The organism is Pseudomonas sp. PGPPP1, assembly GCF_002255865.1.
Classification (GTDB): domain Bacteria; phylum Pseudomonadota; class Gammaproteobacteria; order Pseudomonadales; family Pseudomonadaceae; genus Aquipseudomonas; species Aquipseudomonas cremoris.
Window position 1 is genome coordinate 1 of the sequence record NZ_NKIG01000033.1, and the last position, 15532, is coordinate 15532.

Consider the following 15532-nt stretch of genomic DNA (forward strand, 5'->3'; position numbering starts at 1 on the left):
GTGTGGGTAAGACCACCACCAGCGCCGCTATCGGTACCGGCCTCGCTCTGCGCGGCCACAAGACAGTCATCGTCGACTTCGACGTCGGTTTGCGTAACCTCGACCTGATCATGGGCTGCGAACGCCGCGTGGTGTACGACTTCGTCAACGTGGTGAACGGCGAAGCCAACCTGCAACAGGCCCTGATCAAGGACAAGCGCCTTGAGAACCTGTACGTGCTGGCTGCCAGCCAGACCCGCGACAAAGACGCACTGACCAAGGAAGGCGTAGGCAAAGTCCTGGCAGAGCTGAAAGAAACCTTCGAATACGTGGTGTGCGACTCCCCGGCCGGTATCGAAACCGGTGCTCACTTGGCGATGTACTTCGCCGACGAAGCCATCGTGGTCACGAACCCGGAAGTGTCCTCGGTACGTGACTCGGACCGCATGCTGGGCCTGCTGGCCAGCAAATCCAAGCGCGCCGAAGAAGGCCAGGACCCGATCAAGGAGCACTTGCTGCTCACCCGCTACAACCCTGAGCGCGTCAGCAATGGCGAAATGCTCGGCGTTGAAGACGTGAAGGAAATCCTCGCAGTGACCCTGCTGGGCGTGATTCCAGAATCCCAGGCAGTCCTGAAGGCCTCCAACCAAGGCGTTCCGGTCATCCTCGATGACCAGAGCGACGCCGGCCAGGCGTACAGCGATGCAGTTGATCGCCTGCTGGGCAAGACCGTGGAACATCGCTTCCTCGATGTAAAGAAGAAGGGATTCTTCGAGCGTATCTTTGGAGGCAACTAAACAATGAAATTTCTCGACTTCTTTCGCGCCAACAAAAAGCCTACGACCGCGTCGGTAGCGAAAGAGCGTCTACAGATCATCGTGGCGCACGAACGCGGCCAACGCAGCACGCCGGACTACCTGCCAGCCTTGCAGAAGGAACTGGTCGAGGTGATCCGCAAGTACGTCAACATCGGGAACGACGATGTACATGTCGCCCTGGAAAACGACGGCAGCTGCTCGATTCTGGAACTCAATATCACCCTGCCTGATCGTTGATCGAACAGGCGGCCGCCACGGCGGCTCGCACACCTTGATCCCTTTTCGGGAGCCAGGTGGGCGAGCCGCCGTTGGCGTTTGTTACGAGGCTGTTTAATGCCGCTGTCCAATATCCATATCCTGCATCAGGACGACGCTGTCCTGGTGGTGAACAAGCCGACCCTGCTGCTCTCGGTGCCTGGCCGCGCCGACGACAACAAGGACTGCCTGATCACCCGCCTGCAGGAAAACGGCTACCCCGAAGCCCGCATCGTCCATCGCCTGGACTGGGAAACCTCAGGGATCATCCTGTTGGCCCGGGACGCCGATAGCCACCGCGAACTGTCCCGCCAGTTTCACGACCGTGAAACCGAAAAAGCCTACACCGCCCTGGCCTGGGGCCAACCGGAACTGGACAGCGGCAGCATCGACCTGCCCTTGCGCTACGACCCGCCGACCAAGCCGCGTCATGTGGTGGATTACGAGTTCGGCAAGCACGCGCTGACTTTCTGGAAGGTGCTGGAGCGCTGTGGCGACTGGTGCCGTGTGGAGCTGACGCCGATTACCGGGCGTTCGCACCAACTGCGCGTGCACATGCTTTCCATCGGCCACCCGCTGCTGGGTGATGGCCTGTATGCCCACGAACAAGCCCTGGCGGCCTGGCCGCGCCTTTGCCTGCACGCGAGCATGCTCAGCTTCACGCACCCGCAAAGCGGCGAGCGTTTGCGCTTCGAGTGCCCTGCTCCGTTCTAATGCTGCAAATGCGTTCAATGTGGGAGCTGGCTTGCCTGCGATAGCGGTCTTTCTACAAAAAAATGTGGAACTGACACTCCGCTATCGCAGGCAAGCCAGCTCCCACAGTAGTTTTGTGTTGGGTTCAAGACAGCAGCTTCACGCCAAATTCCGAGCCAATACGGTAAACTCCGCGCATTGCTGTCTGGAGCTATTTATGCGCGAAGCGTTGAATCAAGGCCTGATCGACTTCCTCAAGGCCTCCCCTACTCCTTTTCATGCCACTGCTGCCCTCGCCCAGCGCCTGGAAGCGGCCGGTTACCAGCGCCTCGACGAGCGCGATACCTGGACCACCGAAGCCAACGGTCGCTATTACGTGACCCGCAACGACTCCTCGATCATCGCCTTCAAGCTCGGCCGCCATTCGCCGCTGCAGGGCGGCATTCGACTGGTCGGCGCCCACACCGACAGCCCGTGCCTGCGGGTCAAGCCCCAGCCTGAGCTGCAACGCCAGGGTTTCTGGCAGTTGGGCGTTGAAGTCTATGGCGGCGCGCTGCTGGCACCGTGGTTCGACCGTGACCTGTCCCTGGCCGGCCGCGTGACCTTCCGCCGCGATGGCAAGGTCGAAAGCCAGCTGATCGACTTCAAGCTGCCCATCGCCATCATCCCCAACCTGGCCATTCACCTGAACCGTGAAGCCAACCAGGGCTGGGCGATCAATGCACAGACCGAGCTGCCGCCGATCCTCGCGCAGTTCGCCGGCGACGAGCGCGTAGACTTCCGCGCGGTGCTCACCGAGCAGCTGGCACGCGAACATGGGCTGAACGCCGATGTGGTGCTCGACTACGAGCTGAGCTTCTACGACACCCAAAGCGCTGCGGTGATTGGCCTGAATGGCGACTTCATTGCCGGCGCGCGCCTGGACAACCTGCTGTCCTGCTACGCCGGCCTGCAAGCCCTGCTCACCAGCGACACCGATGAAACCTGCGTGCTGGTGTGCAACGACCACGAAGAAGTCGGCTCCTGCTCCGCCTGCGGCGCCGATGGCCCGATGCTGGAACAGACCCTGCGCCGCCTGCTGCCGGAAGGTGATGAATTCGTACGCACCATTCAAAAATCCCTGCTGGTGTCTGCCGACAACGCCCACGGTGTGCACCCGAACTACGCCGAGAAACACGACGCCAACCACGGCCCCAAGCTTAATGCCGGCCCGGTGATCAAGGTCAACAGCAACCAGCGCTACGCCACCAACAGCGAAACTGCCGGGTTCTTCCGTCACTTGTGCATGGCCGAAGAAGTACCGGTGCAGAGTTTCGTGGTGCGCAGCGACATGGGCTGTGGTTCCACCATCGGCCCGATCACCGCCAGCCACCTGGGCGTGCGCACCGTGGATATCGGTTTGCCGACATTTGCCATGCATTCCATTCGTGAGCTGTGCGGCAGCCATGACCTGGCGCATCTGGTGAAGGTGTTGGGGGCTTTTTACGCGAGTCGCGATTTGCCCTGATTTCTGGGCTGAGTGCGGTCGAAAATGTGGGAGCGGGGTTGCTCGCGAAAGCGGAGTGTCAGTCACTGAGTATGCTGACTGATCCACCGCATTCGCGAGCAAGCCCGCTCCCACATTTAGTTTTATGTACACCTGATCTACATCACCTGCATTTCCCGCAATCCGACCTAAACTTGTCAGTATTCCCACTCCGACAAGGCCGTCGCACCATGATCTCCATGTCCTCCTTCCACGCCATGCTTATTCCTATCCTGATCGGCATGATCCTGCTGGCCGTAGGCTTCAACTTTCGCGACAAGCCCGTTGGCGTCTTTGGCATGTGGATCGGCATGCTGCTGATCCTGGGCACCGTGGTCTACAAAATCCTCGCCAAACTGGCCGAATGACCCACGCCCTCGTACACTCGGTCAACTCGTCGTTTTCAAGGTTGACCGCCTAGTGTTCTCCCGTCTCTTTGCCCTGCCCTGCACCCTGCTGATCGCCCTGCTCATGTTGCTGCCGCTCGCGCCTGCCCACGCCGTGAGCCTGCCGGGTCTGCTGGGCAACGCCACCAAGACTCAGCCTCAAGCCGACGTACCGCTGGGGCAGTCGCTGGACGAGGTGATCAAGACCCTGGAAAACGACCAGCAGCGCACCCAACTGCTGAGCGACCTGAAAAAACTCCGTGAAGCCACGCAAAAAGCCCAACCGGCCACCGAAGAAGGCGTACTCGGCTTGATCGGCGGCACCCTGGCCAATCTGGAGGCACAGTTTTCCGGTGCCGACAGCCCGCTGGGGCGCTGGTCCAATGAAATCGACCAAGCCCAGGAAGAACTCAGCGCCCTGATGTTGCCGGCCAACGAGTGGCTGCCGATCATTTTCGGTTTTGCGTTGATCCTCGCGGTATGGAGCCTGCTGGCGTACGCGTTGATCTGGCTCAGCCACCGCGTACGCGAACGTTTCGGCCTGCCCGAAGAACTGCCGCAACACCCGCGTACCTGGGACATGGTGCGCTTCGCCCTGCGCAAACTGGGGCCGTGGCTGATCGCCTTGGTGATCACCGTCTACTTGAGCTACGCGCTGCCTTCGTCCCTGGGTAAGTCCCTGGCGATGGTGCTGGCCTACGCGCTGGTGGTCGGCACGTGTTTCTCGGCGATCTGCGTCATTGCCTTCTCCGTTCTCGACGGGCCGCACCGCCACCGTGCGCTGTATATCCTGCGGCACCAGGCGTTCCGCCCGCTGTGGTGGATCGGCAGCTTTGCCGCGTTTGGGGAGGCATTGAGCGATCCCCGCCTGGTGCAAGCGTTGGGCCAGCATCTATCCCACACCGCCGCGACTGTCGCCAATGTGATGGCCGCGTTGTCCACAGGCGTATTTATCCTGCGTTTCCGCCGGCCCATCGCCCACCTGATCCGCAACCAGCCGCTGTCGCGCCGCCTGACGCGTCGCGCCCTCAGCGACACCATCGAGATCATCGGCTCGTTCTGGTACATCCCGGCGTTGCTGCTGGTCGGCATCTCGCTGTTCGCCACCTTCGTGTCCGCCGGCGATACCAGCACGGCCTTGCGCCAATCGCTGTTGTGCACGGTGCTGCTGGTGCTGTGCATGGTGATCAACGGCCTTGTACGCCGCCACGCCCTCAAGCCGCAGCGCGGGCATAAGCGCCACGCCCTGTATTCCGAGCGGTTGAAGAGCTTTTTCTACACCTTGGCGCACCTCGTGGTGTGGCTGGTGTTTATCGAACTGGGCCTGCGGGTGTGGGGCTTGTCACTGATTCGGTTTACCGAGGGCGATGGCCACGAAGTCAGCGTCAAGCTGTTCGGCCTGGCCGGGACCTTGCTGTTTGCCTGGCTGATCTGGATTCTCAGCGACACGGCGATCCACCACGCGCTCACACGCTCGCGCAAAGGCCTGGCCAATGCCCGCGCCCAGACCATGATGCCGTTGATTCGCAACGTGCTGTTCGTGACCATCTTCATCATTGCCGCCATCGTGGCCCTGGCGAACATGGGCATGAACGTCACGCCCCTGCTGGCCGGTGCCGGTGTCATCGGCCTGGCCATCGGTTTTGGTGCGCAATCACTGGTAGCAGACTTGATCACCGGCCTGTTCATCATCATCGAAGACTCCCTGGCCATCGATGACTACGTGGATGTGGGCGGCCACCTCGGCACCGTCGAGGGCCTGACCATCCGCACCGTGCGCCTGCGCGACATCGACGGCATCGTGCACACCATTCCGTTCAGCGAGATCAAGAGCATCAAGAACTATTCGCGGGAGTTCGGCTACGCGATCTTCCGGGTGGCAATCCCGTACAACATGGAGATCGACGACGCCATCAAGCTGATGCGTGATGTCGGCCACAAAATGCGCAACGACCCGCTGCAGCGCCGCAACATCTGGTCGCCGCTGGAGATTCAAGGGGTGGAGAGTTTCGAGTCAGGCAGCGCGATCCTGCGGGCACGCTTCAAGACCGCGCCGATCAAGCAGTGGGAAGTGTCGCGGGCGTTCAACCTGTCGTTGAAGCGGCATCTGGATGAGGCGGGGTTGGATTTGGCGACACCACGCTTGAGTGTGCAGGTGGTGACAGGGGCATCGGGCGGTTTGGAGAAAGAAAAAACCACTTAGAATGTGGGAGCTGGCTTGCCTGCGATAACGGTGTATCTGGTCCAAATGTGCCGGCTGACCCACCGCTATCGCAGGCAAGCCAGCTCCCACATTTTATCGTTTAAGCGATAGCGGCGCTGTCCATCTTCTGGCGCAGGCTCAATGGCCGCATATCGGTCCACACCTCTTCGATATAGGCCAGGCATTCCTTCTTCAGGCCGCTCTTGCCCACGGTGCGCCAGCCTTCCGGCACGGCCTTGTAGTCGGGCCAGATGGAATACTGCTCTTCATGGTTGACCACTACCTGAAACAGGATGTCGTCGCGGTCGAATACTGAGGTCATTGCTGTTCTCCATCGCTGAAAGACTGGCTGCGCACCACGCGCAGCACTGATATCTGTAGAAACGTGCCAAGCCGCCAAAAAATTAGAGGCTGGCCACCGCTGCCGCCAGGGCGCGCCCGAAGATCTCGGCCACGCGGTCCACTTCGGCGCCGGTGATCACCAGCGGCGGCAGGAAGCGCACGACGCTGCCGTGCCGGCCGCCAAGCTCCAGGATCAGCCCGCGCTTGAGGCATTCGCGCTGCACCCGTGGCGCCAATTGGCGATGCACGGGCGGATGGCCCTGTATGTCGGGTGTGCCGTTCGGGTCCACCAACTCGACGCCCAGCATCAGTCCGCGACCGCGAATATCGCCCAGGTGCGGGAAATCGCGCTGCAGGATGCGCAGGTGTTCACCGAGGCGCTCGCCCATGGCGGCGGCGTGGCCAGCCAAGTCGTGATCCTTGAGGTAGCGCATCACCGCCGAACCTGCCGCCATCGCCATTTGATTGCCACGGAAGGTCCCGGCATGCGCACCCGGCAACCAGGTATCGAGCCAGTCGCGATACACCACCACCGCCAGCGGCAGGCTGCCGCCGATGGCCTTGGACATCACCACCACGTCCGGGATGATGCCGGCGTGTTCAAAGGCAAACATCTTGCCGGTACGGCCGAAGCCGCTCTGGATCTCGTCGACGATCAACGCCACGCCGGCCTGTTCGGTGATGCGTCGCAGGCCACGCAGCCAGTCCAGATCGGCCGGAATCACACCGCCCTCGCCCTGCACCACTTCGACAATCACCGCTGCCGGCAACGCCACCCCGGCTTCCGGGTCGTTGAGCAGGTTTTCCAGGTAATGCAGGTTGACCCGCACCCCTTCCACGCCGCCCAGGCCGAACGGGCAACGATAGTCATAAGGGAATGGCAGGAATTGCACGCCATTGCTGAGCAACGCGCCCAAGGGTTTCTTCGGCCCCAGGCTGCCCATCAGGCTCAGGGCGCCCTGGCTCATGCCGTGGTAACCGCCCTGGAACGACAACACGGTGCTGCGCCCAGTCGCGGTGCGCACCAGTTTCAACGCGGCTTCCACCGCATCGGTGCCGGTCGGGCCACAAAACTGGATTTTTGCCTCCCGTGCAAGCTCTGCCGGCAGCAGGCCGAACAGGTCCTGCACGAACTGGTCCTTGACCGGCGTGGTGAGGTCCAGGGTGTGCAAAGGCAGTTCGTCGCTCAACACTTGCTGGATGGCTTCGATCACTGCCGGGTGGTTATGCCCCAGCGCCAGGGTGCCGGCGCCGGCCAGGCAATCGATAAAGCTGCGGCCCTCGACGTCTTCCACGTAAATCCCCTTGGCGCGCTTGAGCGCCAGGGGAATCCGCCGAGGGTAGCTACGGGCGTTCGACTCCTGCTGGCGTTGGCGTGCCAGCAGTGGGGTTTCTTCGAACTGATAAAGCGTTTCTTGAAGCGGGGCTTCTTCGATATGGCTGATAGCGACGGACATTACTTGATCCCTCATCTGGTTCCTGTTCTGGAAACGCACCAGCAAGGAAAGGATTTAGGGACCCTGATCTTTTACTGACGGATGAGGCTTCACAATCCAAGGTACTTTTCATTCAAGGCATAAAGAGTCGCGCACGTCTCTGCATCCAGAAACCCGCAATAATCCCGTGGACGATAGTGCATCTGAAACGCCCGCGTCCTGTGCTCAAACGCCTGGCGATTCTGCGCGGGCTTATACCCATAGCGCTGAAATGCCCGCTCCACCTCCACCTCCGGCGGCAGCCCCATGCAAAACCTGCGCTGGTACATCGCCCGCGTCGGCTCGTCATACCAAGCGCCTACACCCGCCTCGTGCAGGCACTGCCATGGCAGCCGGGGGCCCGGGTCGCTCTTGCGCCAGTACGCCACATCCGAATGCCCGAGGATGTCGGTCGGCCCGATCTGCGGATATCGCCCAAGCAGGTCGCGAAGCAGCAAGATCAGCACCTCGATCTGCGCTTCGGTATACGCCGGGAAGGTGAACACACCGCCGTCATCGCGCGCCAGGTTGACGATCTCGATGCCAATCGAGCGGCTGTTGAGGTTATCGCGACCGCCCCAATGACTGACCCCGGCATGCCAGGCGCGCTTGTCCTCGCTTACCAGGCAAAAAGCCCGCAGCTCATCGTAGCCAGCGGCTCGGTAACTGGGCTCATTTGGGTCGGGTAGTAGATAGTGCGCACTGACCCCGTCTTGGGTCAGGGTACGCAGGGATGACGCAAAGGCTGCTGCCGTGTAATGCAGGATCACCTGCCGCACCGGCTCACCGTTACGTTCGTTGAAGCCTTGGGCAGGAAAACTGGTGTCGATAACCAACATTAGAACCGTCCTTTTCAATACAGGCCGAGTCTTTCGGCCCGTTCAAGCGCAAAAAAATTACCGCCATCCTGAAGGCTTGAACCTCAGGAAGGCGGTAACTATTTGGCACTTGAGAGAACGGCAGTCAGCGCCGCAACGGCATACCCAGGTCAACGCGCAAGCCGTCGGGCCGGCTGTCGAACTTCAGCGAGCAAGAACAGCGCTGCACAATCGCCTGCACAATTGCCAGCCCCAGGCCGCAGCCTTCGCTGCTGCCATTGCGCCAGAAGCGTTGGGTCAGGTATTGCAGGTCTTCGGCAGAAATTTGCTTGCCATGGTCACGCACGCGGAACACCACCTGATCGCCAGCGGTGAACACGTTGAGTTCTACGCGGGTGTCCGCCGGAGTGTGGCGCAAGGCGTTGTCCAACAGGTTACGCAGGGCCGCAACCGCCAGGCCTACTGGCATTTCCACCGGGGCGTCAGTGAGGTTGTCCGGCAAGATCAGGTCGATGCGCTGATTGTCGCCCGCATTGGCGTCTTCGATGGCCAGCCGTGCGACGTCCTCCGCGCTGGACTGCAGGCCATCGTCAAACGACAGGCTGCCCTCGACCCGCGCCAGCAGCAGCAATTGCTCCAGGGTGCGGTGCAGGCGGTCGGCGCCTTCTTCGGCGTGGGCCAGGGATTGGTCGCGCGCGGCGCCTTCGGTCATGCGGGCCACTTGCAGGTGGGTCTTGATCGCCGTCAACGGGCTGCGCAGTTCATGGGCGGCGTCACCGGTCAGGCGGCGCTCACGCTCGATGGTCTTGGCGATGCGTTGCAGCAGTTGGTTCTGGGTGTCCAGCAACGGTTTGAGTTCGCTGGGCAACGGGTGAATCTGCAGGGGTTCGAGGGAGTCGGCGCTGCGGCGCATCAGTGCATCGCGCATGCGGTTGAGCGGCAACAGGCTTTGGCCGATGCCCAACCACAGCAGGCACAAGCAGCCCAGCATCGCCACACCCACTGGCACAGAGGCCGCCAGCAAGATCGACAGGTTGAGCGCTTCACGCTCGACCTGGCGGTCGGCGGTGGTGATCAACAAGTCGCCCCGGGACAGGGTGAAACTGCGCCACCCCACACCGTCGATCACCTGGTCACGAAAGCCGCTTTTGCGCGACTCCAGGCCTTCCTCCGGGGTGGTATGGCTGCGTGCGAGGATTTCCCCGCGCAACGAACTGACCTGGCAGGCCATGCCGCCGGGCACATGCAGTTGTTCAGCGCTGAAATGCGCCCCGCCACTCACACTGGCCAGCCCCGGCATTTGCTCGGTCAGCCCCGCGACCATTCGCGCGGAAGCCACCAGGCGCTGGTCGAGGGAAAACATCATCTGGTTGCGCAGGTCGTTGAGCATCCAGGCCGCTGCCAGGGCCCAGATCAATACAAATGCGGCGCCCAATTTGAACGTCAGCCGCAGGCGCAGGCTTTTCACGAAGAGTGCTCTCCACCATCCGCCGGGCCCAGCCGGTAGCCCAAGCCGCGCACGGTCTCGACGATGCCATTGCCCAATTTGCGCCGCAGGTGGTGAATGTGCACGTTGAGGGCGTTGCTTTCCAGCTCGTCATTGAAGCCATAGACGCTGTCCTTGAGCTGCTCGCTGGACAGCACGCGGCCCTTGTTATGCAGCAGCGCCTGCAACAACGCCTGTTCACGGCGGGACAGGTCCACCGGCTCGCCACCCAGGAAGGTCTCGCGACTGCTCGGGTCATAGGCCAGGCGCCCGTGCTCGATCAGGTTGACGCTACGCCCCGCCACCCGCCGCAGCAGGGTTTGCAGGCGTGCGGCAAGTTCGCGCAGGTCGAAGGGTTTGAGCAGGTAGTCATCGGCGCCGGCTTGCAGGCCATCGACACGGTTGGTCACCGAATCCCGCGCGGTGAGGATCAGCACCGGAATCTCCAGGCCCTGGCTGCGCTGTTGCTGCAGCAACTTCAGGCCGTCTTCATCGGGCAGGCCGAGGTCGAGCACCATGATGTCGAACGTCGCGGCCTTGAGCATCGCGCGCGCAGCCGACGCCGAGCCCACACGCTCCACGGTAAAACCCTGGGCGGTGAGGCCGGCCACGATGCCGCTGGCGATCAGTTCGTCGTCTTCACAGACCAGTACGTGCATGCTGAACCCTTCATGAAAGATGGGGGAATTAAAAGGGCAACGGATTAAGCGCAGATTATGCCGCTAAACGGTGCGCACTCACTCTAGAATAGCCCCGGTTAATCATCGGTTAATCAACGCCACACATTGTGTGCCTAACTTGCATCGAACTAAGGCTTGACCATGCGGCATCTGTTTACCTTTCTGCTGGTATTGTTCGCGGGATTCGCCCAAGCGTCACCGGGCAATCCCTTTGAAACCAAACCCGATTTCCTCCCGGTGGGCAAGGCCTTCACCTTTACCTCCGAGCGCCTGGAAAGCGGCGAGACCCAGCTGTATTGGCAGATTGCCGACGGTTATTACCTGTACCAGCAACGCATGAAATTCGACGGGCTGGCCGAAAAACCGACGCTGCCCCAGGGCGAAGCCCATAGCGACGAGTTCTTCGGCGAGCAGCAAGTGTACCGCCAGGGCCTGGAAGTGAAGATCCCGGCCGGCGTCACTGGCCAGGTCAAGCTGGGCTGGCAGGGCTGCGCCGATGCTGGCCTGTGCTACCCGCCGCAATCGATCACCGTGGACCTGGGCGGCAATCCGGCGGTAGCGGCCACCGCACAAGCCCAGGACCAAAGCCTGGCCAGCGGCCTGCAACAGCGCAGCCTGGGTTGGAGCCTGCTGGTGTTCTTCGGCCTGGGCCTGTTGCTGGCATTTGCGCCGTGTTCGTTGCCGATGTTGCCGATCCTCGCTGGCCTGGTCGTTGGCAGTGGCGCCAGCCCGCGTCGTGGCTTCGCCTTGGCCAGCAGCTACGTGGTGTGCATGGCGTTGGTGTATGCGGCGCTGGGCGTATTGGCCGCTCTGGCCGGCAGTAACCTGGCTGCGCTGCTGCAAACCCCGTGGATTCTTGGCAGCTTCGCCGCTCTGTTCGTGATCCTCGCCCTGCCGATGTTCGGCTTCTTTGAACTGCAACTGCCCGCCTTCCTGCGCGATCGCCTGGACAACGCCAGCCGCCAGCAAAGCGGCGGCAGCCTGGTAGGCGCCGGGGTTCTTGGCGCGCTGTCGGGCCTGCTGGTAGGCCCGTGCATGACTGCGCCGTTGGCCGGCGCCCTGCTGTATATCGCCCAAAGCGGCAATGCGCTGCATGGTGGCCTGATCCTGTTCGCCATGGGCATCGGCATCGGCATTCCGTTGTTGCTGCTGGTGACCGTGGGCAACCGCTTCCTGCCTAAACCGGGCACCTGGATGAACGTGCTCAAGGGCGTCTTCGGCTTCCTGTTCCTGGGCACCGCTGTGCTGATGATTCGTCCGGTGGTCGATGCCAGCCTGTGGATCGGCCTGTGGGGGGCGCTGGCATTGGTCATGGCGTACTGCGGCTGGACGCTTGCCCGCGAATACGGCCTGGCCGCCAAGGTATTTGGCGCTGGCTCCTTGCTGCTGGGCCTGTGGGGCGCGGTGCTGGTGGTGGGCGCAGCGGGGGGCAGCGACGACCTGTGGCAGCCGCTGAAGGTCTACAGCGGCTCGCGTACTGCTAACGCACCCAGCGCCCACGACGCCTTCATGACCATCAACGACCCGGCCGTGCTGCAAAACCAGCTCGACAGCGCCAAGGCCCAGGGCCAATGGGTACTGGTGGACTACTACGCCGACTGGTGCGTGTCGTGCAAGATCATGGAAAAACAAGTGTTCGGCCAACCCCAAGTGATGGACGCGCTGAAAGACGTGCGCCTGCTACGCCTGGACGTCACCGCCGACAACGCCGCCAGCCGCGAGCTGCTCGGCCGCTACAAGGTGCCAGGGCCACCGAGCTTTGTGTGGATCGGCCCGGACGGTGAAGAACGCCGTGCCCACCGCATCACCGGCGAAGTGGATGCCGCCGCCTTCCTGCAACGCTGGACGCAAACCCGAGACGCGCCCTGATGCTGACCCTGACCATCGGTACCTTCGCCATCGCCCTGAATCACATCCTGCTGATCAGCGCGCTGATTCTCGCCACCCTGGTGGGCTGGCGCGTGGCCAAGCGCGGTGGTGAGAACCCGGAATCGGTGCTGTTCAGTCTGTTCCTGCTGGGCATGCTGGCCGCGCGCATCAGCTTTGTGCTGATGTACTGGAGCGACTACCGCAACGACTGGGTGCAGATGGTCGATCTGCGCGACGGTGGTTTTCTCGCGTGGCCCGGCGTGATCGTGCTGATCCTCGGCGCGCTGGTCTACGGCTGGCGCCGCCCGGCCTTGCGCAAACCGCTAAGCGCCGGGGTGGTCACAGGCCTGGTGTTCTGGGGCATGACCAGCCTGGCGTTGAACCTGTATGACAAGGGCTCGCAACTGCCGGATATCACCCTGCGCAACGCCAATGGCGACGTGGTGCAACTGGCCGACTACAAGGGCGGCCCGCTGGTGATCAACCTATGGGCGACCTGGTGCCCACCGTGCCGGCGCGAGATGCCGGTGCTCGAGCGCGCCCAACACCAACGGCCTGACGTGACCTTCCTGTTCGTCAACCAGGCCGAAAGCATGCAAAGCGTCAGTACCTTCCTGGCAACTCAGGGCCTGACGCTGGACAACGTGCTGTTCGACGCCAGCGGCCGCCTCGGCCAGGCCGTCGGCTCCATGGCATTGCCTACTACCCTGTTCTACCAAGCCGATGGGCGCCTGATCAACAGCCACCTGGGCGAGTTGTCCCAAGCCAGCCTGGCCCGCGCCATGGAACCCTTCGACACCGCCACAATAAGGAAACCCACATGCCAAGCCTCCGCCACCTGCTGACCCTGCTGCCCCTGACACTGGCGGCTACCCTGGCCCAGGCCGAAGACTGGCCGGCACCGATCAAACAGATCGAAGCCAAGGGCGCCAAGATCCTCGGCAAGTTCGACGCCCCGAGCGGCCTCACCGGCTACGCCGCGCAATACCAGAACCGCGGCATGGCGCTCTACCTGACCGCTGACGGCAACAGCGTAATCGCCGGCAACCTGTACGACGCCCAGGGCAATGACCTGAGCAGCGCGCCCCTGGAAAAACTGGTGTACGCGCCGATGGCCAAGGAAGTCTGGGCCAAGATGGAAAAAAGCAGCTGGATCCAGGACGGCGACGTCAAGGCGCCACGCATCGTCTACCTGTTCAGCGACCCCAACTGCCCGTACTGCAACATGTTCTGGGAACAGGCCCGCCCATGGGTGAAGGCTGGCAAGGTGCAGTTGCGCCACATCATGGTCGGCATCATCCGCGAAGACAGCCCGGGCAAATCCGCCGCACTGTTCGCCGCCAAAGACCCGCAAAAAGCACTTGAAGAACATGAGGCCGCCGGTAAAGGCAGCAAGTTGCAGGCACTGGCCAAGATCCCGGCGGATATCGAGGCCAAGCTCGATGCCAACATGAAGTTGATGGATGAATTGGAGTTGTCGGCGACGCCGGCGATTTTCTATCTGGATGACAAGGGTGGGTTGCAGCAACAGCAAGGGGCGCCTTCGCCGGAGAAGTTGGTGAAGATACTTGGGCCAAAATAAATGCCACACACCCGGCGTTGGCAATGCCCGCGATTTGCGGGCTTTGCGTACGAGGTAAATACCTCTGGCGCTAAACGACCTTCAGCTTGAAACCTTTCATTCCGTAGTCGTTTCCAGCCCCAGATGCGACATGGCTTACGATCTCCACCACTCCAAATGTCGCCTTGGCCGTGAACTCCCCCTTCAAGCTACGCCATTGCGTGGTGTTGGAAATATCTGTCGGCGGTATGAGAGGTTCACCGTTCACTGTGACGGAGAGGCGGGGGACGGAATGCACGCTTCCAATGCGCATAAAATCCCCGCTGAATTCATACTTCCTGCCGACTTCAAGTGGGCTATAACCTTTTGACAATACGATCCCATTTGATTTGTTGGTATACGTATAGTTCAACACATACCAGATGCCAGCACTGTCTTGCACGATCTTCAGGTCCCTGGGATCAGTGCCAGGCGTAATTTCCCAACCACCCCAACCGTTCTCAAAGTCCGAAAACTCTTCAAAAGGCGGCTCTTCAGGGTCGCCTTTACGCAAATTTTCCGAAGAAGCAGGTAATTCAATCGCATTCGCCGGCAACAGCGACAACTCTGGGTCGGTGGGAGGCTCACCCTCTTCATGACTGAAGGTTACAGCGGTGCTCAACGTCACCGAACCATAGTCATCAAACTCATTCAGTGCATCCCGAGAAAGATGCATGACGATGTGTGTCGCCTTGGCCTCCTCTTCGGTCACTTTATCTCCATTGCGAACCCAGAAACACGACGGATCACTGTCTGCCGGATTGCTCATGGCGAGAACCCACAATCCCTGCCCTTCATGGATCAATGGATAACGGCACAAATTAATCACGGCGCTGCCACCGAATTTACGCATATCCAACCATCGCCCCCCGTGTTCTTGCGTCACATCCTGAAACTTTGCAGCAGGTAAATCCTCAGGTTTGAAGTGACGAACAGTCAGCTCAGCGACAGCAGATGTGACACCCTCCCCGTCGACCACAGCGGAATACCTACTGGAGAATGTTCGTCCTATAAAAAGCGCAAACCATTCAGCGTCAATATTAATTTCAGTATCGCGATCACCATTGGCGACACCGGTAAAGGATACAACGGGGTTTTCGACATCATCGACGCGCGATATATACAACGTAATAGGAGTTCCAACTTCCATTCTACCGGGAGCGATGATGGCTTTTCCCCCATATCTTATAGCCATCGGATCTATGTTGTTATTTTGGTCAGCATACTGATATTGCGGAGCAATCGGTTCGTACGTTCTTGGTTTAGACGCGGTCGTGCTCATGAATGTAACTCCTCTGTTGAGCAGCCACTCACGTGCGTGGCTACCTGTATTCAACACCACGCCTAAATCATTTAGATACTGTCAGATCTCACAGTGCGTCCATGAGAGTCACTGCATTCTG

Annotated in this window: 15 protein-coding genes; 9 read left to right on the forward strand and 6 right to left on the reverse strand. The window is 61.1% G+C overall.

The window, feature by feature from the left end; genetic code table 11:
* The first annotated feature begins 2 nt into the window (after positions 1–2).
* From minD to CFE47_RS26500, 6 genes are all read left to right on the forward strand, one after another.
* Positions 3–776 carry a septum site-determining protein MinD gene (gene minD / locus CFE47_RS26475; RefSeq protein WP_286841581.1) on the forward strand — a complete coding sequence of 258 codons (774 nt, stop codon included), beginning with the start codon at positions 3–5 and terminating at the stop codon, positions 774–776.
* Between the two features lie 3 nt (positions 777–779).
* The gene (minE, locus tag CFE47_RS26480) at positions 780–1034 is read left to right on the forward strand and encodes a cell division topological specificity factor MinE (protein WP_010208824.1); all 255 of its coding nucleotides are present in this window, start codon (positions 780–782) and stop codon (positions 1032–1034) included.
* A 96-nt stretch (positions 1035–1130) separates the two neighbouring features.
* Positions 1131–1766, forward strand: a complete 636-nt coding sequence (locus CFE47_RS26485; RefSeq protein WP_159962013.1) for an RluA family pseudouridine synthase — start codon at positions 1131–1133, stop codon at positions 1764–1766.
* 196 nt (positions 1767–1962) lie between these two features.
* Positions 1963–3252, forward strand: a complete 1290-nt coding sequence (locus CFE47_RS26490; RefSeq protein ID WP_105694917.1) for a M18 family aminopeptidase — start codon at positions 1963–1965, stop codon at positions 3250–3252.
* Positions 3253–3461: 209 nt separating this feature from the next.
* Positions 3462–3638 (forward strand): hypothetical protein, encoded by a 177-nt coding sequence (locus CFE47_RS26495; RefSeq protein WP_178119653.1) that lies wholly within the window; start codon positions 3462–3464, stop codon positions 3636–3638.
* Positions 3639–3690: 52 nt separating this feature from the next.
* Positions 3691–5859, forward strand: a complete 2169-nt coding sequence (locus CFE47_RS26500) for a mechanosensitive ion channel family protein (protein ID WP_286841585.1) — start codon at positions 3691–3693, stop codon at positions 5857–5859.
* A gap of 100 nt (positions 5860–5959) precedes the next feature.
* Here CFE47_RS26500 and CFE47_RS26505 read toward each other — a convergent pair whose 3' ends face one another.
* The 5 genes from CFE47_RS26505 to CFE47_RS26525 all read right to left on the reverse strand — a co-directional run bounded on the left by CFE47_RS26505 (position 5960) and on the right by CFE47_RS26525 (position 10639).
* A complete protein-coding gene (locus CFE47_RS26505; RefSeq protein ID WP_058424653.1) occupies positions 5960–6181 on the reverse strand; it encodes an MbtH family protein in 222 nt (73 codons plus the stop codon).
* A gap of 82 nt (positions 6182–6263) precedes the next feature.
* Positions 6264–7658 carry an aspartate aminotransferase family protein gene (locus CFE47_RS26510; protein WP_286841586.1) on the reverse strand — a complete coding sequence of 465 codons (1395 nt, stop codon included), beginning with the start codon at positions 7656–7658 and terminating at the stop codon, positions 6264–6266.
* 89 nt (positions 7659–7747) lie between these two features.
* Complete coding sequence (locus CFE47_RS26515; protein WP_286841588.1) at positions 7748–8515, reverse strand: N-acetylmuramoyl-L-alanine amidase; 768 nt, start codon at positions 8513–8515, stop codon at positions 7748–7750.
* Positions 8516–8639: 124 nt separating this feature from the next.
* Positions 8640–9962 (reverse strand): ATP-binding protein, encoded by a 1323-nt coding sequence (locus CFE47_RS26520; protein WP_185703738.1) that lies wholly within the window; start codon positions 9960–9962, stop codon positions 8640–8642.
* Positions 9959–10639: a response regulator gene (locus tag CFE47_RS26525; RefSeq protein WP_185703736.1), complete on the reverse strand. Its 681-nt coding sequence runs from the start codon at positions 10637–10639 to the stop codon at positions 9959–9961. The genes CFE47_RS26520 and CFE47_RS26525 overlap by 4 nt, the downstream gene beginning before the upstream one ends.
* 162 nt (positions 10640–10801) lie before the next feature.
* Between CFE47_RS26525 and dsbD the strand changes: the two genes are divergently transcribed.
* Genes dsbD through dsbG form a run of 3 tightly spaced genes read left to right on the forward strand, consistent with a single transcriptional unit; the run spans position 10802 to position 14111 of the window.
* On the forward strand, positions 10802–12529 hold the full coding sequence (gene dsbD, locus CFE47_RS26530) for a protein-disulfide reductase DsbD (protein WP_286841590.1): 1728 nt from the start codon (positions 10802–10804) through the stop codon (positions 12527–12529).
* Entirely contained in the window at positions 12529–13374 is an 846-nt protein-coding gene (locus CFE47_RS26535; RefSeq protein ID WP_286841592.1) for a TlpA disulfide reductase family protein, read from the forward strand. Before dsbD ends, CFE47_RS26535 begins: the two co-directional genes overlap by 1 nt.
* Positions 13350–14111 carry a thiol:disulfide interchange protein DsbG gene (gene dsbG, locus CFE47_RS26540; RefSeq protein ID WP_286841594.1) on the forward strand — a complete coding sequence of 254 codons (762 nt, stop codon included), beginning with the start codon at positions 13350–13352 and terminating at the stop codon, positions 14109–14111. Before CFE47_RS26535 ends, dsbG begins: the two co-directional genes overlap by 25 nt.
* A 70-nt stretch (positions 14112–14181) precedes the next feature.
* Here dsbG and CFE47_RS26545 read toward each other — a convergent pair whose 3' ends face one another.
* The gene (locus CFE47_RS26545) at positions 14182–15411 is read right to left on the reverse strand and encodes a hypothetical protein (RefSeq protein ID WP_286841596.1); all 1230 of its coding nucleotides are present in this window, start codon (positions 15409–15411) and stop codon (positions 14182–14184) included.
* Positions 15412–15532 lie beyond the last annotated feature (121 nt).